At 35.2% G+C, this 19,545-nt stretch carries 17 protein-coding genes; 10 read left to right on the top strand and 7 right to left on the bottom strand.

The genetic code is table 11. The features are described from left to right. Positions 1 to 12 precede the first annotated feature (12 nt). The 3 genes from bioB to OGZ34_RS03740 all read right to left on the bottom strand — a co-directional run bounded on the left by bioB (position 13) and on the right by OGZ34_RS03740 (position 2,911). Positions 13 to 1,101: a biotin synthase BioB gene (gene bioB / locus OGZ34_RS03750; protein WP_173965112.1), complete on the bottom strand. Its 1,089-nt coding sequence runs from the start codon at positions 1,099 to 1,101 to the stop codon at positions 13 to 15. Positions 1,102 to 1,272: 171 nt separating this feature from the next. Beyond that, positions 1,273 to 1,710, bottom strand: a complete 438-nt coding sequence (locus OGZ34_RS03745; protein ID WP_017497388.1) for a hypothetical protein — start codon at positions 1,708 to 1,710, stop codon at positions 1,273 to 1,275. 271 nt (positions 1,711 to 1,981) lie between these two features. Further along, positions 1,982 to 2,911: a bifunctional riboflavin kinase/FAD synthetase gene (locus OGZ34_RS03740; RefSeq protein ID WP_263362180.1), complete on the bottom strand. Its 930-nt coding sequence runs from the start codon at positions 2,909 to 2,911 to the stop codon at positions 1,982 to 1,984. 197 nt (positions 2,912 to 3,108) lie between these two features. Here OGZ34_RS03740 and OGZ34_RS03735 point away from each other — a divergent pair, with 197 nt between their 5' ends. Then, a complete protein-coding gene (locus OGZ34_RS03735) occupies positions 3,109 to 5,808 on the top strand; it encodes a zinc-dependent metalloprotease (protein ID WP_263362179.1) in 2,700 nt (899 codons plus the stop codon). A 91-nt stretch (positions 5,809 to 5,899) separates the two neighbouring features. Here OGZ34_RS03735 and OGZ34_RS03730 read toward each other — a convergent pair whose 3' ends face one another. Continuing rightward, positions 5,900 to 6,583 carry a ComF family protein gene (locus OGZ34_RS03730; RefSeq protein WP_263362178.1) on the bottom strand — a complete coding sequence of 228 codons (684 nt, stop codon included), beginning with the start codon at positions 6,581 to 6,583 and terminating at the stop codon, positions 5,900 to 5,902. Positions 6,584 to 6,681: 98 nt separating this feature from the next. On the opposite strand from OGZ34_RS03730, the gene OGZ34_RS03725 reads away from it, so the two are divergent. The 5 genes from OGZ34_RS03725 to OGZ34_RS03705 all read left to right on the top strand — a co-directional run bounded on the left by OGZ34_RS03725 (position 6,682) and on the right by OGZ34_RS03705 (position 12,553). Then, positions 6,682 to 8,223: a glycine--tRNA ligase gene (locus OGZ34_RS03725; protein ID WP_263362177.1), complete on the top strand. Its 1,542-nt coding sequence runs from the start codon at positions 6,682 to 6,684 to the stop codon at positions 8,221 to 8,223. Between the two features lie 244 nt (positions 8,224 to 8,467). Continuing rightward, complete coding sequence (locus tag OGZ34_RS03720; protein WP_263362176.1) at positions 8,468 to 9,301, top strand: LytR/AlgR family response regulator transcription factor; 834 nt, start codon at positions 8,468 to 8,470, stop codon at positions 9,299 to 9,301. Between the two features lie 174 nt (positions 9,302 to 9,475). Beyond that, positions 9,476 to 9,709 (top strand): hypothetical protein, encoded by a 234-nt coding sequence (locus OGZ34_RS03715; RefSeq protein ID WP_173965107.1) that lies wholly within the window; start codon positions 9,476 to 9,478, stop codon positions 9,707 to 9,709. Positions 9,710 to 9,806: 97 nt separating this feature from the next. Then, positions 9,807 to 11,858 (top strand): tetratricopeptide repeat-containing sensor histidine kinase, encoded by a 2,052-nt coding sequence (locus tag OGZ34_RS03710; protein ID WP_263362175.1) that lies wholly within the window; start codon positions 9,807 to 9,809, stop codon positions 11,856 to 11,858. Beyond that, positions 11,855 to 12,553: a response regulator gene (locus OGZ34_RS03705; RefSeq protein WP_263362174.1), complete on the top strand. Its 699-nt coding sequence runs from the start codon at positions 11,855 to 11,857 to the stop codon at positions 12,551 to 12,553. Before OGZ34_RS03710 ends, OGZ34_RS03705 begins: the two co-directional genes overlap by 4 nt. A 195-nt stretch (positions 12,554 to 12,748) precedes the next feature. Here OGZ34_RS03705 and thiL read toward each other — a convergent pair whose 3' ends face one another. Beyond that, positions 12,749 to 13,795, bottom strand: a complete 1,047-nt coding sequence (gene thiL, locus OGZ34_RS03700) for a thiamine-phosphate kinase (RefSeq protein WP_263362173.1) — start codon at positions 13,793 to 13,795, stop codon at positions 12,749 to 12,751. A 214-nt stretch (positions 13,796 to 14,009) separates the two neighbouring features. Between thiL and OGZ34_RS03695 the strand changes: the two genes are divergently transcribed. Beyond that, the gene (locus OGZ34_RS03695) at positions 14,010 to 14,495 is read left to right on the top strand and encodes a DinB family protein (protein ID WP_263362172.1); all 486 of its coding nucleotides are present in this window, start codon (positions 14,010 to 14,012) and stop codon (positions 14,493 to 14,495) included. Positions 14,496 to 14,549: 54 nt separating this feature from the next. Next, positions 14,550 to 15,050 (top strand): DinB family protein, encoded by a 501-nt coding sequence (locus tag OGZ34_RS03690; protein ID WP_173965102.1) that lies wholly within the window; start codon positions 14,550 to 14,552, stop codon positions 15,048 to 15,050. A gap of 45 nt (positions 15,051 to 15,095) precedes the next feature. Here OGZ34_RS03690 and OGZ34_RS03685 read toward each other — a convergent pair whose 3' ends face one another. After that, on the bottom strand, positions 15,096 to 16,052 hold the full coding sequence (locus OGZ34_RS03685) for a helix-turn-helix transcriptional regulator (protein ID WP_263362171.1): 957 nt from the start codon (positions 16,050 to 16,052) through the stop codon (positions 15,096 to 15,098). A 359-nt stretch (positions 16,053 to 16,411) separates the two neighbouring features. Between OGZ34_RS03685 and OGZ34_RS03680 the strand changes: the two genes are divergently transcribed. Together OGZ34_RS03680 and OGZ34_RS03675 are read left to right on the top strand one after the other, a co-directional pair. Beyond that, positions 16,412 to 16,936 (top strand): hypothetical protein, encoded by a 525-nt coding sequence (locus OGZ34_RS03680; protein ID WP_263362170.1) that lies wholly within the window; start codon positions 16,412 to 16,414, stop codon positions 16,934 to 16,936. Positions 16,937 to 16,946: 10 nt separating this feature from the next. Further along, positions 16,947 to 17,441: a hypothetical protein gene (locus tag OGZ34_RS03675; RefSeq protein ID WP_263362169.1), complete on the top strand. Its 495-nt coding sequence runs from the start codon at positions 16,947 to 16,949 to the stop codon at positions 17,439 to 17,441. Positions 17,442 to 17,521: 80 nt separating this feature from the next. Here OGZ34_RS03675 and lepA read toward each other — a convergent pair whose 3' ends face one another. Then, positions 17,522 to 19,318 (bottom strand): translation elongation factor 4, encoded by a 1,797-nt coding sequence (lepA, locus tag OGZ34_RS03670; protein ID WP_173965098.1) that lies wholly within the window; start codon positions 19,316 to 19,318, stop codon positions 17,522 to 17,524. Positions 19,319 to 19,545 lie beyond the last annotated feature (227 nt).

Here is a 19,545-nt window from a genome sequence, read left to right as displayed (position 1 = left end):
GAACTCTTTTTCTTAATTTTTTGATTTGACAGAAGCCTCAAGGTTTCTATCAATTGTATGTCCCGGTCTTGACCATTTTGGTTTCTCGCCTAGAGGAGCAAACTGTGAATCAGATGCTTCAACGGTTTTAGGCTGCGAAACTTTTGTAAATGGTTTTTGTGGATTCAATCCTAACATTTCGAACATTTTCATGTCTTCATGAACATCAGGGTTTGGTGTAGTAAGCAATTTATCACCTGCAAAAATAGAATTTGCACCCGCGAAAAAGCACATTGCCTGTCCTTCACGACTCATATTTGTTCTTCCTGCAGACAAACGAACCTGTGTATCCGGCATTACAATTCTTGTTGTAGCGACCATACGGATCATTTCCCAAATTTCAACTGGCTTTTCCTCTTCCATTGGAGTTCCTTCAACAGCTACAAGGGCATTAATTGGTACAGATTCAGGTTGAGGGTTTAAAGTAGAAAGCGCGACAAGCATTCCGGCTCTGTCTTCAATACTTTCTCCCATTCCGATAATTCCACCACTACAAACCGTCACATTCGTTTTACGAACATTTTCTATCGTTTGCAAACGGTCTTCGAAACCACGTGTTGAAATAACATCTTTATAATATTCTTCAGAAGTATCTAAGTTGTGGTTGTAAGCATATAAACCAGCTTCAGCCAAACGTTGTGCCTGATTTTCGGTAATCATACCTAAGGTACAGCAAACCTCCATGTCAAGTTTATTAATGGTACGAACCATTTCTAAAACCTGATCAAATTCTTCGCCATCTTTTACGTTTCTCCAGGCAGCTCCCATACATACACGAGACGATCCGCTTGATTTTGCACGTAAAGCCTGTGCTTTAACCTGACTAACACTCATTAAATCATTTCCTTCAACTCCGGTGTTATAACGAGCAGCTTGTGGGCAATACCCACAGTCTTCCGGACAGCCTCCGGTTTTGATTGAAAGTAAAGTAGATACCTGAACTACGTTAGGATCATGCTTTTGTCTGTGAATTGTTGCTGCTTCGTACAGCAAGTCCATCATAGGTTTATTATATATGGCGATTATTTCGTCTTTTGTCCAATTGTGTTTTGTAATGCTCATTGATGCAGTTTTTTGATGCTCCAAAAGTAGTTAAATTGTTCCAATCAACCAATGCCCAATCCTGTAAATGAATATTTGACAGATAATTTCAAAAAAGAAACACTCTAAAATCATAGAATTGTAATTTTTTATGATTTTAGAGTGCTAAATAGTTTGATTTATTTTGAAAAATTAATCGGCTGCATATTTATTATTCCAGTACAACATCATCATCAGCGTGACGATTACTGAGGAAGCAATTCCTTCAAACAGTAAGCAGATGCAGTAGGTTGGTACAGAAGGATTTCCGCCAAACATAAATGTTTCTGAAAGTGTTTTTACATAAGCATCTCCCCCTCTGGCGTAACTATAAACTAACAATCCAAAAACGCTTAAAGCCACACCAACCACAGAGGTTGCCATTGCTGAAACCGCATTCGACACAAAATTAGTTTCGCCTTCATGAAGGTTCATTCGCATTGTTTTATTTACACCATAAAATATAAAAAAGACATTCAGGGTTCGCAAATAGAATAAATGCGCCAAACCTAATACGTTCATCAATAAAAAGTAAATTCCGATTCCAAGGAAAATCAGAAAACCGTTGGTAATTTCTTTAGGTAATTTCATAGTGGTTATTTTTAAAGAAGTTAATAGCAAATATTTGATAAACAGAGTTCTATATCAAATTTACTAAAAAAATAACTACGATGATTTAAAAATGGTGAAAAGTATGTTTCAGCTTACTATTTAAAAAATAGAACGGATGACTTCAGTTAAGAGAGGGAGTAATTCAAAATAATTTTGTCAGCGCATAAGCTTGTAATCCTAATAGACGAGTAAAGGAATAATTTAATCTCCCGGTAAGGGATTAGATTTTAATTTGCAAAGAGAAAGCTTGTCAAACTCTGTTTAAAAATGCCAAAGCATCTTTTTTGTCCTGATTTAATTGTTCTTTTAATAAATCGACAGAACCAAATTTTTGTTCTTCGCGGAGGTATTGCAATAGCGAAACTTCAATTTTTTTGCCGTAAATGTCAGCATCAAAATCAAAAAGATTCACTTCGATAGTTTGTTTTTGTCCGTTAACCGTTGGATTAAAACCAATATTCATCATTCCAAAAACCTCTTTTTGATCGATTAGAGCTTTAACGATGTAAACACCAGCTTTTGGGATTAACTTATAATCTTCATCAATTTGTATGTTGGCAGTTGGAAAACCTATAGTTCTACCTAATTGTTTGCCTTTAACGACTTCACCCGACAAAAAGTAGCTGTAGCCCAGATAATTGTTGGCTAAGGTCATATTTCCTTCGTTCAGTGCTTTTCTGATTTTGGTTGAACTTACAGAAACGTCCTGGATTTCCTGAGCTGAAATTTGTTCAACTTCAAAACCATATTCAAGACCAAAAGCAATTAAATCATCAATATTAGCGGTTCTGTTTCTGCCAAAGCGATGATCATGTCCAATAATTATTTTCTGAATATGAAACTGATCTACCAAAATGGAATGAACAAACTCTTCGGCGGTTAATCTTGAGAAACTTTCGTTAAAAGGATGAATCACAAGATTTTCAATTCCGGTCGCTTCCAGAAGTTTTGATTTTTCGGCAATGGTATTCAAAAGTTTTATTTCTGATTTTTCCTGTAATACCATTCTTGGATGTGGAAAAAAGGTAAGGACTAAACTTTCATATTTTCCATTTTCGGTGTTTTGGGTAATGCGTTCCAGAATTTTTTTATGACCAATATGTACACCATCAAATGTTCCAAGAGTTAAAATTGTTTTCTTGGTGGACTGAAAATCGTTTATAGAATGAAAGAGCTTCAAAACAAATAATTTAAGATGGTGCAAATTTATACTATCTATTTTAAATTTGATACTAAGGGTAATTGATTTTTTAATCTCAAGCCGTTACTTTTTGTGAAAATGGGACAACTTGTAAACCAAAAAGCATTAATTGTCTGTGATAAGTGTAAAATTTCGGTTTTATTAACGTAATTTTGGTATACTGTTATTTCCAAAATATGAGAAAAAATCTACTTTTTTTATTTTTTATTTTTTGCTGTGCAAATATGTATGCCCAAAGTGATGTTTTGTGGCAGAAAGTGAGTGCGGTTTCTCCAAGTAAGAGAGGAATCTCGTCTGACTCTGGGCGGTTGTACTATAAACTGAATTCAGATTTTTTGAAATCAAGACTTGCTGCAACTACTAATAAATCAGAAAAAAGTGCTTCGACAGAAATTACGATTCCTAATGCCAGTGGTGTCTTGGAACGCTTTTCAGTTTCGGAACATTCGAATTTTGAACCTGAGTTGCAGGCAAAATATCCTGAAATCAGAGCTTATGAAGGACGTGGTTTAGATGATAAAACGGCTACAATTTATTTTAGTGTGGCACCGATTGGAATCCAGACTATGGTACTTCGTGCCGATAGACCAGCGGAGTATATAGAACAAAATCAGGAAGATAAGTCTTCTTATGTTTTGTTTACCAATACTGATGCGGCTGCCAAATCTAAATTAGACTGTAAGACACTGGACACTGCGTCGAATAAAAGCGCCTCATCAATTACTGCAAAGTCGGCAGCAAACAATAAAGTTTTCAAAACCCTGCGATTGGCGTTGTCCTGTACGGGAGAATACACTGCTTATTTTGGAGGCACAAAAGCGGGAGCGGTAGCTGGAATGAACGCTACTTTGTCTAGAGTAAATGGGGTTTTTAATAAAGACCTTGCTGTAAGAGTGGTTTTAATTGCCAATAATGATGCTGTAATTTATACAAATGCACTAACTGATCCTTATTCTGATCCAACAAGAGGAACCTCAAGAGATCCTTCAGATGGTAATGATTATTGGAGTAAAGAAGTTCAAAGTACTTTAACAAGTGTGATTGGAGAAGCTAATTATGATATCGGACATTTGTTTGGACACGATGGAGGCGGAGGTAATGCAGGCTGTATAGGTTGTGTTTGTAGTAGTCCAACGCCATCAGAAGCGATGGGAAAAGGAAGTGCTTATACGTCACCATCTGATAAAAAGCCGGAAGGCGATACCTTTGATATTGATTTTGTAGCGCACGAAATTGGACATCAATTAGGAGCAAATCATACTTTTTCCTATGATGCGTCAGAAAGAACAGGTTTAAATGTTGAGCCGGGAAGTGGTTCAACCATTATGGGGTATGCGGGAGTATCTAAGGGATATGATGTTCAAAGTAATTCAGATGATTATTTTGCTTATGCAAGTATTTTGCAAATTCAGAATACTCTTGCCGGAAAGAGTTGTCCTGCTAATACGGTAATTACCAATAATCCTCCAACTGTTGATGCAGGTTTAGATTATACAATTCCAATGAGCACACCTTTTGTTTTAGTTGGCACAGGTTCTAGCTCAGTTGGCACGATTACCTATACGTGGGAACAATTTGATAGTGCAACATCATCATCAACCGCGAACAGCAACAGTATTGCTTATCCCACAAAACCAAACGGCCCTTTGTTTAGATCTATAGTTCCGGGAAGTTCACCTGTTCGTTATATGCCCGATTTAAACACCGTGCTTCTGAATAAACTAACCACGACCTGGGAATCTGTTTCTTCGATTGCAAGAACATTGCATTTTACCCTAACGGCAAGAGACAATGGAGGATCAGGAGCTGCACAGACGAATACAGATACTATGATTGCAACTGTTGTAACTAATGCGGGGCCATTTACAGTTACTTCACAAAACACCAGCGATATAAGCTGGCAAATAGGATCGAGTCAAACAGTAACCTGGGCAGTAAATAATACCAACACCCTACCGGGATCTTCATCGGTAAACATTAAATTGTCTCTGGATGGAGGTTTGACATACCCTGTAATTTTAGCCTCAAATACACCAAATGATGGTTCGCAGTTGATTCAGGTTCCTGGCAGTGTAACTGCTTCAACTAATTGCAGGATTAAGGTTGAACCAACCGCAAATATTTATTACGCAATAAACAGTAAATCATTTGCAGTGGGTTACAGTTCTACTACCACTTGTGATTCTTATAGTTTTGGGAATTCTTTTGCAATTCCGTCCGGAACTAGTTTTACGGCCAAAACAGTAAATGTACCGGCATCAACCGGAAAAGTTTCCGATGTCAATGTTTTGGTTAATGTAACACACGATAAGCTTTCTGATCTCGAAATACAAATGGTAAGTCCGCAGGGTACAGTTGTGAATTTGTATAATAATAAAAGTTGTGGAGGGATAAATTCTAGCTTAATACTTCAGTTTGATGATGCCGGATTTACTTTAGATTGTTCCAAAGTAACAAGTCAGATTGTTATTCCTGTAGATGCATTGAGCGCTTTTAATGGTCAGGATCCAAAAGGAACCTGGAGTTTTAGAGTTCGTGATGCGGTTTCAGGTAATTTTGGAACGATCAATTCAGCATCCTTAAATATTTGCAATCAAACATTTACTTTAGGAGAAATAGATCTTGAAAATGTAGCATTTACGTTATATCCAAATCCAAATAAGGGAAGTTTTACGATTCAGTTTTCAAGTGATTCGATCAATAGGGTTCAAGTTTATGTTCATGATATTCTTGGTAAACAAGTGTATTTTAACTCATATGATAAAACGCCTTATTTTAATCAAAATATTCAGTTATCCGGAGTCTCTTCGGGGATGTATTTGGTGACCGTGATTGACGGTGATCGCAGAACGGTTAAGAAAATAATTGTGAACTAGAGAAAGAATAAATTCCAATAAAAAAATCCAAATTCCAAGAACTATCAACGAACAGTTTTTGGAATTTGGATTTTTTTATTGGAATTTAATACTAAGAGTTTGCCATTGCTATGCAAATAATACTGATTTTAGCGCCCGGAATTTTTTGTAAAGCCCTAGAGCAGGCCTCAAGTGTGGCCCCCGTAGTGAGTACATCATCAACGATTAAAAAATGCTTGTTGTGATTTCCTTCTGAAAATTGGACATCAAAGATGTTTTCAATATTCTCAGATCTTCCTAAAAGATTTTTCTTAGATTGAGTTTTCGAATATTTCTTTCGATACAATAAAGTGCAATCATAAGTAATCTCTAAGTTTTTAGACAAAGTCTTCCCAAAAGCAGTAATCTGATTATAGCCTCGTTCTTTTAGTTTTCTGCGGTGTAGAGGCACTGGAATGATAACGTCAAAAGGAGATTCTAAGTTTAATTCTTTTAAGTCTTCGGCGTACCAGTTTCCTAATACAGTTCCGATTTCTTCATGACCTTTGTACTTAAGATTGTGGATAAGCTCCTGAACAATTCCTTTTTTGTTGAAATATAAAAATGCCGATGCATGCTGAATATCGATTCTGCCGTAAAATTTCTTTAGAGCTTCGTTTTTTGGATCTAAATGGTGTTGAGTAAGAGGTAATTCATGACGACAGCTTGTGCATATAATAGTTTCACCACTGCGTAAAAGCATGTGACATCCGACGCAGACTTTAGGAAAAAAGAGGTTGATAAGATAATTAAACACAAATAGAGAGAATTTAGTTACAAAAATAACCAAATCATTACTTCAAACTTTATTATTTTTCTTTTTTTTAAACGTACTTTTTATATTTTTGCATCACTATGGCAAAACAAGAAGATATATTTAAGAATGTGGTTTCGCACGCAAAAGAGTACGGATTTATTTTTCCGTCAAGCGAAGTATACGATGGATTGAGTGCAGTGTATGATTATGCACAAAATGGTGTCGAGTTAAAAAAGAATATTCGTGAATATTGGTGGAAATCAATGGTTCAGATGAATGAAAATATTGTTGGTTTAGATGCTGCAATATTAATGCATCCAACAACCTGGAAAGCTTCAGGCCACGTTGATGCGTTCAATGACCCATTAATTGATAATAAAGATTCAAAGAAAAGATACAGAGCCGATGTTTTGGTAGAAGATTATGCAGAAAAACTTAATCTGAAAGCTAAAAAAGAAATTGAAAAAGCAAGCGCTCGTTTTGGAGATGCTTTTAATGAGCAGGAATTTGTTACAACAAATGCCCGTGTAATTGAATATCTGGCTAAAGAAAAAGAAATCAGAGAGCGTCTGGGGCGTTCTTTGGGCAATGGAGATTTAGAAGATGTAAAAGCATTAATTGAAGAATTAGAAATTGCTGATCCTGAAACAGGGTCTAAAAACTGGACAGAAGTTCGTCAGTTCAACTTAATGTTCGGAACGAAATTAGGAGCTTCTGCAGATTCTGCAATGGATTTATATTTACGTCCGGAAACAGCGCAAGGTATTTTTGTAAATTTCCTTAATGTTCAAAAATCAGGTCGTATGAAAGTTCCTTTTGGAATTGCTCAAACGGGTAAAGCATTTAGAAATGAAATTGTTGCGAGACAATTTATTTTCCGTATGCGTGAATTTGAACAAATGGAAATGCAGTTTTTTGTACGCCCTGGTGAAGAAATGAAATGGTACGAACACTGGAAAAACACACGTTTAAACTGGCACCTGTCTTTAGGATTAGGAAAAGATAATTACCGTTTTCACGATCATGAAAAATTAGCGCACTATGCAAATGCTGCCGCAGATATTGAGTTTAACTTCCCATTTGGATTCAAAGAATTGGAAGGTATTCACTCTCGTACAGATTTCGATTTAAAAGCACACGAAGAATATTCAGGAAGAAAATTACAATATTTTGACCCTGAACTAAACGAAAACTATGTGCCATATGTAGTAGAAACTTCTGTTGGTTTAGATCGTATGTTTTTGGCTGTTTTTGCAACTTCATTACAAGAAGAGGTACTGGAAGACGGTTCAACAAGAACAGTGTTGAAATTACCGGCTGTTTTGGCACCAACAAAAGCGGCTGTATTGCCTTTAATTAAGAGAGATGGTTTACCAGAGATTTCTAAAAAAATCATAGAAGATTTAAAATGGGATTTCAATGTAGCTTATGATGAAAAAGATGCAGTAGGTCGTCGTTACAGAAGACAGGATGCTCTTGGAACGCCGTTTTGTATTACGGTAGATCATCAAACCATCGAAGATGAAACAGTAACGATTCGTCACAGAGATACAATGAAACAAGATCGTGTGAAGATTTCAGAATTGAAAGATATAATTGAAAACGAAGTTTCAATGAAAAACTGGTTGATGAAAATGTAATTTTTGTCATACTTCAATATAAAAGCCCAAATTCCATAAGGAGTTTGGGTTTTTTTTAATGTCAAATAGTGTATTTTGGCGACTATTTCTGCATTTCACCCTTTTGTGTTAACATTTGTTTGTAACATATTAACAATGAAATAGTAGAATAATCGAAATTCGTATTTTTAATTGCGAATAAATTGCTAGATAAAAATCTTTTAAAAAAGATTGATGAAACTAAAGGGGTAGTTGTAGGGGGTTCATGAAAAATCAACAAAATGTAAGATTGAAAAAGTATTCGTATATTATCATTGATGATGATGTGGAAAGTATTTTGAAAACCAGAACAATTGCAGAAGGTTTTTCAGAATTGACTTTCGCGGGATCGGCTGCGAATTACCAATTGGGTCTGAATTTGGTTTTAGAACACCGGCCCTGCCTTGTTTTTTTAGAAATTGCTCCCAAAGATTTATCCAGTAATTTGTCACTGGCCTTTATAAATGAATTGCATCGTTTCTTATTCCTTATCCCTAAGATAGTTATTACGACGGCAAAGAAAGAACTTGCTTTTGAGGCCATTCAGTATGGTGTTTTTGGCTATATATTGAAGCCAGCCCTGCGGTCTGATGTATTGAAGACTATTCTAAAACTCGAAAAAACACTTCCTATAAACGATTCTGATCCAATTGAAGAAGACAGTACTCCATTGAGCGAGTTGTTTGCAAAACCCGTTAAAGATACAGAGCAGCCACTTATATTATGCGTGAAATCGTATGGTGATTATCGGTACATCAATGCCAATGATATCAGTTACTTTCAGGCAGATAACAACTCGACAGATATTTATTTGAATTCCGGCGAAATGATAACGGCTTTTAAAACACTAAAACATTTCGAAAGTATTTTGTCACATCCTTTTATTCGGATTCACAATAGTTATATAATCAATCAGAATTATATTGCTAGGATTCATAGCGGAAACTCAACTTGCTATATTAGAAATTCTTCCAAAAAAATCCCATTTTCAAAAACCTATAAATCAAATGTTGATTTAATTATTGCCGATTTTGCTGTAGGAAATTATTTAGAAGTCTAAAAATTAAGCAATTACATTGATTTGCCCCCCATTGACTAGTAATTGGGTATGTTTTACCATAAACCTGTTTTTTCATATTAATTTTTTTTAAATGTGGGCTTAGTTTTACACCATGATTCGCACAAAGCGATGATTCTCCAAAACAAAAAATCAAACATTTAATACCCTCAGATCATGAAAAAAACAGCTTTAGTATTAGGAATATTTTCTTTAGTAATGGTAGCAACTTCATTTGTAAATCCTGCAACAGTCTTGAATAATAAAAATTGTATCGCTACTGATGGTAGTGGAGGACAAAAAACAGGAGGAACAGGTACTAGAAAACAAGATGTTCTGAGTGCACAAATTCAATTAAAAAGTTTTGCTGCTGTTAGTCAATCAACAAGAACTACAATAAAATTGGATTAAGTATATAAAAGTATAAATAATTAAGAGGCTGTCTTTTTAGACAGCCTTTTTTTATGTCTATAGTTTTAGTATTTTTGATAAAAATCAAAGATACACATTGAAAAAGCATTTTCGGATATTATTGTTTTTAACTCTTATCTTGTTCGGATGTACGAATGAAACAAAGAAAAATAAAGATGAAAATTCTTCAACAGATAGTCTCTCTATCTATTTTTCATTGGCTAGTGATATTAATATGCCCCTGAATTATAAACAAAGCTATAATCAAAAAGCTTTTGATATAATTGTAGGTCAAAAAAATGACTCTCTTAATAGAGTAAATCTGTTTAAAGTGGCTAATCGTTATTATAACATGAGCGATTGGAAAGCCTATAAAAAAACATCAAAGTTAATTCTGGAACGAGCAATAGATAGTAAAGATTCATCTAGTATTGCTAAGGTTTATACCTATCTGGGAGATTATTATCGATCACAAACGATTTCAGATAGTGCCTTTTTAAATTATTTTGCGGCAGAGAAAATATATTTGCGAATTAACGACGAGCTTAACCTCGCCAAGACATTTTTTCTCAAAGCAGATTTGCAGTTTAGTGAAGCAGATTATTTCGAAAGTGAAATAATGGTATTTAAAGCACTTAAGATTTTAAAAAAGGAGAAACAAGTTAATAATCAACTTTATGATTGTTACAATCTTTTAGGAGTATTGTATAATGAACGGACAGAATATGATAAAGCATTGATGTTTCACAATAAGGCACTGTCTATTTTAGAAGATAAATCAATTCCATCAGATTTACAGTTAAAAGCTACTTCGCTAAACAACATAGGCTTTGTTTACCTAAGTATGGAGGATTACGAAAAGGCGAAGACATATTTTAGGAAAGGTTTGTTGCAAAAGAATTTATTTGAAGAAAGTGCAACATTATATGCAATGCTTTTAGATAATCTGGCTTATGCTAAGTTTAAGTCAAAAGAATTTGATGAACTTCCCGGACAATTTTATGAGGCGTTGAAAATTAGAGATAGTTTAAAGCTTACCTCGGGAATTATATTGAATAAAATACATCTATCTGAATATTATGGGTTTAAGAAAGATACTTTGAGAGCTTTTCAATTTTCAAAACAAGCTCTAAACTTATCCCGGGTTTCAAATAAATTAGGAAATACTTTAGACGCTCTTAAACAAATTGCTATTGTTGATCCTGAGAATGCTCCAAAATATTCAAAGGAGTATATAGAAATAAATGAAAAACTGGTAAGAGAGGAGAGGATTATAGGAGAAAAATTCTCGAGGATTCAATATGAAACCAACGAAATAAAAGATCAAAATTCAAACTTACAAGAAAAAAATAAAACCTTAATCTACGTCTTCAGTATTTGCACGCTAATTGGTTTGTTTTTCTATGTTTACAAAACACAGCAGGCAAGACATAGAGAATTACTTTTTAAGCAGCAACAGCAAGTTGCCAACGAAGACATCTATAATTTGATGATTCTGCAACAAAACGATATTGAACAGACCCGAATTAAAGAAAAGAAAAAAGTAGCGCAGGATTTACATGATGGTGTGTTGGGAAGAATGTTTGGTATTAGAATCAGCCTTGACAGTTTAGATAAGGTAGATGAGACCGAGGCAGCTCCCAAGAGAAAAAAATACCTTGAGGAACTGAAAAAAATTGAAGAAGATATACGTGAGATTTCGCATGATTTAAACAGAGAGAAATCGGAATTAATTAATAATTTTATCGCGATTTTAAACAAATTGTTTGAAGATCAAAGAAACACTTATGATTCAGAATTAATTACCTCTTTTGATTCTAATATTAAATGGGAACTGGTGAGTAATACAGTAAAGATTAATTTATACAGAATTGTTCAGGAAGCACTTCAGAATTGCAATAAGTATGCAGAGGCGAGTACGATTACGGTCAGTTTTAAAAGTGAAGTCGATCATCTGATTTTGTCAATTGCTGATGATGGAGTTGGTTTTAATACCAGAACAACGAAAAACGGAATAGGATTGCATAATATTCAATACAGAGCCGCAGAATGTAAAGGTGTGGTCTCATTAAAATCAGTGAAAGGAGAAGGAACTCTTTTGATGGTTAAAATTCCTATAGATCAAAAAATAAACCTACAGCATAAATGACAATTGACCCCAACGCCCCGGTTCCTCAATTAATTAAAAAAAATATTTTAATTGTTGACGATCACCCTTTTATTATTGAAGGATATAAAAATGCGATCACGCGCTACAATCCTAAACAATATGAGTTTCTTATTTTACAGGCCCACGATTGCAAATCAGGATATGACTTAATCGAAGATGCTCAGACTCCGGAATTTGATGTTGCTTTTTTAGATATCAGCATGCCGGCGTATGAAGAGAAAGATATTTTTTCGGGTGAAGATCTGGCGAAGTTACTTTTGAAGAAAATGCCAAGATGCAAAATAATTCTGCTTACAATGTATACCGAGTTATTAAAAATTAAAACAATCATCAGAACGATTAGTCCTAATGGCTTAATCATTAAAAATGATCTTACTTTTGATGAATTGCTTTTTGCGTTTGATAAAGTCATGAAAAGTGATAAGTATTACAGCCAGTCCGTTCAAAAGATGCTCAATCAATCGACTCATAATTCAATTGAAATTGATGAATTTGATAAGCAGATTTTGTTTCATTTATCAAAAGGAACTTCTTTGGAAGATATGCCGCAATACATCCCAATTTCTGTTAATGCTATCGAAAAGCGTAAAGCGGGGCTTAAGGAACTTCTTAAAGTGAAAAGCGGTTCTGATGACGACTTAGTCAAAGAAGCAAAATGCAAAGGGCTTTTGTAGAGAAGGAAATTACAAATAAAAAAAATCCAAATTCCAGTGATGTTTCTGGAATTTGGATTTTTTTTATTTTAGTTCTCAGTCTCAGTCTCAGTCTTCAGTCTCAGTTCTCGGTCTCAGTTTTCAGTCTCAGTTTTTAGTTAGCAGTTTATTAAATACTTTAACTGGAAACTGAGACTGAAAACCGCGACTAAAAAACTATTCCGTCAAAGCATCCCAACCACGGGCTTTTAAAGCAATTTTTGTATTGGCACGTGTTACAAGATGTACTCCTTCGCTTTCATCAGCCATGTGACCAATAATCGAGAAGTTTGGGTTTCCTTTTATTTTGTCAAAATCATTGATGTCGATCGTAAATAGCAATTCATAATCTTCACCGCCGTTTATAGCCACTGTTGTACTATCGATATTGAATTCTTCGCAAGTTGAAATGAATTGAGGGTCCAGTGGAAGTTTATCTTCATATAAATTACAACCCACTTTTGATTGTTTGCAGAGGTGCATAATTTCAGAAGATAATCCGTCTGATATATCAATCATTGCCGTAGGCTTAATCTCGAGTGCGTGTAATAAGGTACGAACATCTTTTCGGGCTTCGGGTTTTAACTGGCGTTCGATCAAATAACTGTACATATCCAGATCCGGTTGGCTGTTAGGATTCACCTGGAAAACCTGTTTTTCACGCTCCAATACCTGCAATCCCATGTATGCAGCTCCTATATCTCCGGTAACGACAAGTAAATCGGTTTGTTTGGCACCATTTCGGTAAACAATTTCTTCTTTGTTAGCTTCTCCAATTGCGGTGATGCTAATAATTAGTCCTTTTTGTGATGAGGTAGTGTCGCCACCAATAACATCTACTTTATACTCTTTTGCAGCATGCGTAATCCCTTCAAATAATTCTTCTAAGGCTTCTAGTGGGAAACGGTTAGAAACCGCCACAGAAACCGTTATTTGCGTTGGTTTTGCATTCATTGCACAAATGTCGGACAGGTTAACAACAACCGATTTGTATCCCAAATGTTTTAAAGGCATATACGCCAGATCAAAATGCACTCCCTCAATTAATAAATCGGTAGAGACCACTACTTTTTTGTCCTTAAAATCAAGAACAGCGGCATCATCGCCTATACTTTTCAGGGTAGATTCCTGGGTAACATCAAAATTTTTGGTTAAATGGTCAATTAGGCCAAACTCGCCTAATTGTGCTATACTGGTACGTTGCGGATTTTTATCTTCGATCATTTTCTTTTAAGTTCCAAAGTTTGTAAGGGGCAAAGGTACAAAGGTTTTATCGAATTTAAGGAGATGTTCTCTCTGAACGCCTTCTTTATCTGTAGAGAAACGTATCTTTAGAAGAGAAAATGAAAAATATTTTATTTTTTTATTTCCTGCTGACAAACTGTTGTCACCGACCCTCAATACTTTTGAAGTAAGAAATAATTAAAACTTTAAAACTATGAAAACATTAGCAGCCCAAGTAATTACTCCTGAAGATTTATTGATCCACTGGCAAGGACACCGTAAGCTTACACGTAACCTTATTGAAAAATTTCCGGAGAAAGATTTTTTCGAATTTTCAATCGGAGGAATGCGAACTTTCGCTCAGTTGACTGACGAACTTTTGGCTATCGCGGCTCCTGCATTAAAAGGAATTGTAAATAAAGAGATCAAACCTTATACCGAAGCATCTGAAAAATTGATCTTTAAAGCACAGTACCTGGAAAAATGGGATGAAGCAACAGTCGAAATTAACGAATATTGGAAACAATTGTCGATCGAAGATTTTAGCGAAACCTTTAATCTGTTTGGTCAGTACGAATTTCCTATAATTCAAAATGTATTATATTTTATTGATAACGAAGTGCATCACCGCGGACAAGGTTATGTGTATTTAAGAGCCTTAAATATCGAGCCTCCATTTTTTTGGGAGAGAGGACTATAGCCAGAAGTGCTAAATAAATTTCAATCTATTTTATTCAAATTTAAATCGAACAGTATGAGTTTTAAAAAAATTATGACCAATTATGCCGATTATAATTTGTGGGTAAATCAGCAATTTGTGAATTGGCTTTCGGCAAAAACAGATGAATTGCTACATAAAGAAGTTCTTTCAAGCTACCCCAGCATTATTAAAACGCTAAATCATATTTGGGAAACTGAGGAATATTGGTTTTCGGTAATAACTGAAACTCCCCAGCCCGAAAGAAGAGTGAGTACTGATTTAAACAAGGATGAAGTATTTGAAGGTTTATTGAATACCTCTGCAAAATTAGCGGCATTCATCACATCATTATCAGACGAACAGTTGTTGAAAACAATCAAAATCGAAAATCCATGGTTTCAGTGTGATTTGCCTGTTAGCGATTACTTGTTGCAGGTGGTGAATCACGGAACGTATCACAGAGGTCAAATTGTAACTATCGGAAGAAATATTGGTATTACCGACGCTTCGAATACCGATTATAATTTTTACAATGTGGTAAAAGAGAAACACTAGATTTGAAAAAAGCCTAAAGATGAACTTCATCTTTAGGTATTTTTTTTATAACAGTCTTTTTCGGTTGATTTCCAGTAATGCGAGCGTTGAGGTTTTGAGTTTTTCAGGTTCCAGAATCGTAGCGTAATCTCCATACATTAGAAACCATCGCGGAAATGAGTTTTCGATATCACGTGACATAAAAGTCATTTCTATTTTTCCGTCTACTTCTTTTTCTGAAATGAATCCGTGGTACTTTTTTTCGGTGCTCAGATAACGGGCGATTTTCTTGTCAATTAAAATTCGGACTTTTGTTGTTGGGCACGTTTCTGTTTTCTTTATATACGTTTCTAAAGCATCGTGTTCGATCGTAAAATCAGCATCTGTTTTTCGAATACCCTGAATTCTGTCTGTTCTAAACTGACGATAATCTTGTCGTAAATGACAATATCCTAAAAAATACCAGTTGTTGTTATCGTGAAAAACCCCAACAGGTTCTATGTTTCTTTGCGTAGCCGTATCGGTTTCGTAGGTTTTGTACGAAAGTAAAAGCTGTTTTTTCTCCGCAATACCTTCAAACAGAAGTGCTAAAGTATTTGGCGAATTATCATTAAACATCGGTTCGGAAGTGTTCATTATAACCCGCGATTCGATATTGGAGAGCCAGTCTTTATCGGTACTTCTTAAAACAGATTTCAGTTTGTACATAGCCGAAGCATAATGTGCTCCAAGAGATGGATCGGTAAATTTTTGCATGAGTTTTTCGGCGGCAATAAAACTGCTTACTTCTTCGCGTGTAAACATAACGGGAGGCAATCTGTAACCATCCATCAAAGCATAACCAACTCCGGCTTCACTGTAAATAGGAACCCCCGAAGCTTCCAGCGTTCGAATGTCTCTATAGATTGTTCGTAAACTACAATCAAAACGATCAGCCAATTCCTGTGCTTTTACAATTTTTTTGGATTGTAATTGGATGAGGATGGCGACAATTCGGTCAAATCGTTTTGGAGTTTCGTCCATTTTTTCTAGGTTCAAAGGTTTTTTGTAAAGTTGCAAAGGTTCAAAGATACAAAGGTTCAGAGTTTAAAGAAATAATAAATGTGTTCCAAATTAGGACAGATTTATGGATTAAAAATTATCCGCAATGTCAATTAATTTTAATTTTATTTTTTGATATCTGTTTCGAAATTCTATTTCGAAATTGTGTTAAGAACGGTTTTGCAGACAATCCATTTTTTTTATTTTGTGTTTCCACAAGCTGAATCTTGTAGAGGCGCACGGCAGTTTTGTAATTTCGAAAAGAAGTTTGGAGCCAAATGAATAAAAGTCTTTTTATTTGTTCAGATTTTTTTACATTTATTCCGGCCTAAAAAAACAAAATGGAAAAAGAATTTACCTACCAGCAGACTTTAGATTTAAAGAATAAATTAAAAGCAGGAACTTTTAAGAGAGAATTGGAATTTTTTAATTTAATTGATCAGGGTTACGAACCAGACCAAGTAAAAAAAATATTAGACAATCTACTGAAAAGCCACAAAGATGATTTGTTTATTGAAGCTAAAGAAGCAGAGAAAGCCAAAGAAAGAGATAAAATATCTTTTGCGGCGGTCATTATTATTTCAGCCTTAATTGGAATATTGGGAGGCAACAATGGATTAATGATATTAGTTTCGGTTGTTGCGGCCTGTATGTGCGGCTACTGGAGCTCTCCTGAAAATCCAATTCCTGCAATGACAGGTTATGGAATTGGTGCTTTTCTTATGCCAATTTTCTGTGCTTTCTACCTTAAAGGCAGAAATTCTTATTTTAGTATAGAAATTCTAATTCCTCTGCTGTTTTCTTTTGGGCCAGGATTATTAATAAAATACCTTCTTTCATTATTAATGCCGTCAGACCAAGAATAAAATTATATATATGATAGAAAATTACTTCTTTAACGAATATGAAAAAAGATTCGAACCTAATGAAACCAAGTGTACTTATTGCGAGCAAGATTATATGAAAAGTATGAATGACTGCTATTTTGTACCCCTTTTTGTAGAAGCGGACAGGACTAATATTGTCGTATACCGATCGGTTAAATATTCTAAAATTTTAATTGGAATTCCAAGATGCTCTTCTTGTAAAGCAATTCATGAAAAATCAACTTCGAAGTCACAGTTAATAACAGGAATTAGTATTGTGCTGGTAATTTCTCTTTTGGTTTATAACTTCATGCTGCTTAATCCGTTTGTTGTAGTGGCAGGAATTTTTGCAATGATTTTTGGAGGAATTTATGGATCAAAAAAAATGACAGAATCTTTTGTGGTAAGTCATGATATTTACACTCTGGAAGATGGAGCAGAAAGAAATGAGGTAGTTCGCGACTTAATCGTGGCAGGCTGGTCTTTTACACAGCCATCAGCATAAAAATAAAAACCCGACAACATAAGTCATCGGGTTTAATCTATATTCTTTCCTCTTTATTCTTTTTTCTAAAATAAAAAAATCTAGTCGTTCAATTTCAAAACAGCCATAAACGCCTCTTGTGGAATCTCAACGTTTCCTACTTGACGCATACGTTTCTTACCTTTTTTCTGTTTTTCAAGAAGCTTACGTTTACGAGAGATATCTCCACCGTAACATTTTGCGGTAACGTCTTTACGAAGTGCTTTAATCGTTTCACGAGCGATAATTTTCGCACCAATCGCTGCCTGAATCGGAATGTCGAATTGTTGTCTTGGAATCAGCTCGCGTAATTTCTCGGTCATTTTTTTACCGATGTTGTAAGCGTTGTCTTCGTGAATCAAAGCAGAAAGTGCATCAACCGTCTGAGCGTTCAAAAGAACATCCAGTTTTACCAGTTTTGAAGTTCTCATTCCAATAGGAGAGTAGTCAAAAGAAGCGTAACCTTTAGAAACTGTTTTCAAACGATCGTAAAAATCGAATACAATTTCGGCCAATGGCATGTCAAAATTCAGCTCAACACGTTCTGTTGTCAAATACGTTTGATTGGTAATCTGACCACGTTTTTCGATACACAAGCTCATTACGTTTCCAACGAAATCGGCTTTTGTAATGATGGTTGCTTTTATAAAAGGTTCTTCAACACGGTCTAAACGAGAAGGTTCAGGCAAGTCTGAAGGATTGTTTACAACAAATGCAGTTTCGGGATCTTTTTTGGTATACGCCAAATACGAAACGTTAGGTACAGTAGTAATAACCGTCATATCGAACTCACGCTCTAAACGTTCCTGGATAATTTCCATGTGAAGCATTCCTAAGAATCCGCAACGGAAACCAAATCCTAAAGCGGCAGAGCTTTCCGGAGTAAAGACTAACGAAGCATCGTTTAATTGCAATTTCTCCATAGAAGAACGCAAATCTTCATAATCTTCGGTATCAACAGGATAAATTCCGGCGAAAACCATTGGTTTTACATCCTCGAAACCTGTAATCATATTGGTTGTTGGTGTTTTGGCATCTGTAAGAGTATCTCCCACTTTTACCTCTTTGGCTTCTTTAATTCCTGAAATTAAATAACCAACATCACCGGTAGAAATTACATTTTTTGGAACCTGATTTAATTTTAAAGTTCCCACTTCATCGGCAAAATATTCATTGCCGGTAGCCATGAATTTAATTTTCTGCCCTTTTTTGATTTCTCCATTCATTACTCTGAAGATAACTTCTATTCCACGAAACGGGTTGTAATGTGAATCAAAGATCAATGCCTGCAATGGTTCATCAACATTTCCTTTTGGAGCCGGGATTTTTTCAATAATAGCTGCTAAGATATTCTCTACACCAAAACCGGTTTTTCCAGAAGCATGAATAATATCTTCTAATTTACATCCTAATAAATCGATAATATCATCGCTTACTTCTTCAGGATTGGCACTAGGTAAATCTACTTTATTCAAAACCGGAATAATCTCAAGATCATTCTCTAAAGCCAGATATAAATTAGAAATAGTTTGTGCCTGAATACTTTGAGCCGCATCAACGATCAAAAGAGCACCTTCGCAGGCCGCAATAGATCGTGAAACTTCGTATGAAAAGTCAACGTGACCGGGAGTGTCAATTAAATTTAATATATATTCCTCGCCTTTATAAGTGTATTCCATTTGAATGGCGTGACTCTTAATGGTGATTCCACGCTCACGTTCCAGGTCCATGTTGTCAAGCAATTGTGCTTTTTCTTCACGAGCTGTAACGGTTTGTGTAGCGCCCAATAAGCGGTCTGCCAGTGTACTTTTACCGTGGTCAATGTGTGCAATAATGCAAAAGTTACGTATCTTCTTCATTTTAATATGTCAATTCTCTAAACGAGTTTAAGTAATTTCCGGGTATAAATTTGCACTGTAGCAATTGCCTTAGAGCATGTTATTAAGCCGCAAAGATAGCGCAAAGTTTTGGATTCTGGAATGTTGATCTTCGATAGTTGAATACGGAATTTTAAAATGGCTTTTAAAATGTTAAAATATACTGTGATTTTCTCTAAAAAGAGAGGAGAAATAGAACCCGACAGGTA

The sequence above is a fragment of the Flavobacterium collinsii genome (assembly GCF_946903285.1).
Taxonomy (GTDB): Bacteria; Bacteroidota; Bacteroidia; order Flavobacteriales; family Flavobacteriaceae; genus Flavobacterium; species Flavobacterium collinsii.
The sequence above is the reverse complement of the archived record's forward strand: the minus strand, read 5'-3'. Positions and strand labels throughout refer to the sequence as shown.

Coding starts and splice junctions, on each gene's coding strand:
- OGZ34_RS03725 (WP_263362177.1), top strand. CDS start 6,682: ATGGCAAAACAAGAAGATATATTTAAGAATGTGGTTTCGCACGCAAAA.
- OGZ34_RS03735 (WP_263362179.1), top strand. CDS start 3,109: ATGAGAAAAAATCTACTTTTTTTATTTTTTATTTTTTGCTGTGCAAAT.
- bioB (WP_173965112.1), bottom strand. CDS start 1,101: ATGAGCATTACAAAACACAATTGGACAAAAGACGAAATAATCGCCATA.
- lepA (WP_173965098.1), bottom strand. CDS start 19,318: ATGAAGAAGATACGTAACTTTTGCATTATTGCACACATTGACCACGGT.
- OGZ34_RS03705 (WP_263362174.1), top strand. CDS start 11,855: ATGACAATTGACCCCAACGCCCCGGTTCCTCAATTAATTAAAAAAAAT.
- OGZ34_RS03720 (WP_263362176.1), top strand. CDS start 8,468: ATGAAAAATCAACAAAATGTAAGATTGAAAAAGTATTCGTATATTATC.
- OGZ34_RS03690 (WP_173965102.1), top strand. CDS start 14,550: ATGAGTTTTAAAAAAATTATGACCAATTATGCCGATTATAATTTGTGG.
- thiL (WP_263362173.1), bottom strand. CDS start 13,795: ATGATCGAAGATAAAAATCCGCAACGTACCAGTATAGCACAATTAGGC.
- OGZ34_RS03695 (WP_263362172.1), top strand. CDS start 14,010: ATGAAAACATTAGCAGCCCAAGTAATTACTCCTGAAGATTTATTGATC.
- OGZ34_RS03680 (WP_263362170.1), top strand. CDS start 16,412: ATGGAAAAAGAATTTACCTACCAGCAGACTTTAGATTTAAAGAATAAA.
- OGZ34_RS03675 (WP_263362169.1), top strand. CDS start 16,947: ATGATAGAAAATTACTTCTTTAACGAATATGAAAAAAGATTCGAACCT.
- OGZ34_RS03715 (WP_173965107.1), top strand. CDS start 9,476: ATGAAAAAAACAGCTTTAGTATTAGGAATATTTTCTTTAGTAATGGTA.
- OGZ34_RS03685 (WP_263362171.1), bottom strand. CDS start 16,052: ATGGACGAAACTCCAAAACGATTTGACCGAATTGTCGCCATCCTCATC.
- OGZ34_RS03745 (WP_017497388.1), bottom strand. CDS start 1,710: ATGAAATTACCTAAAGAAATTACCAACGGTTTTCTGATTTTCCTTGGA.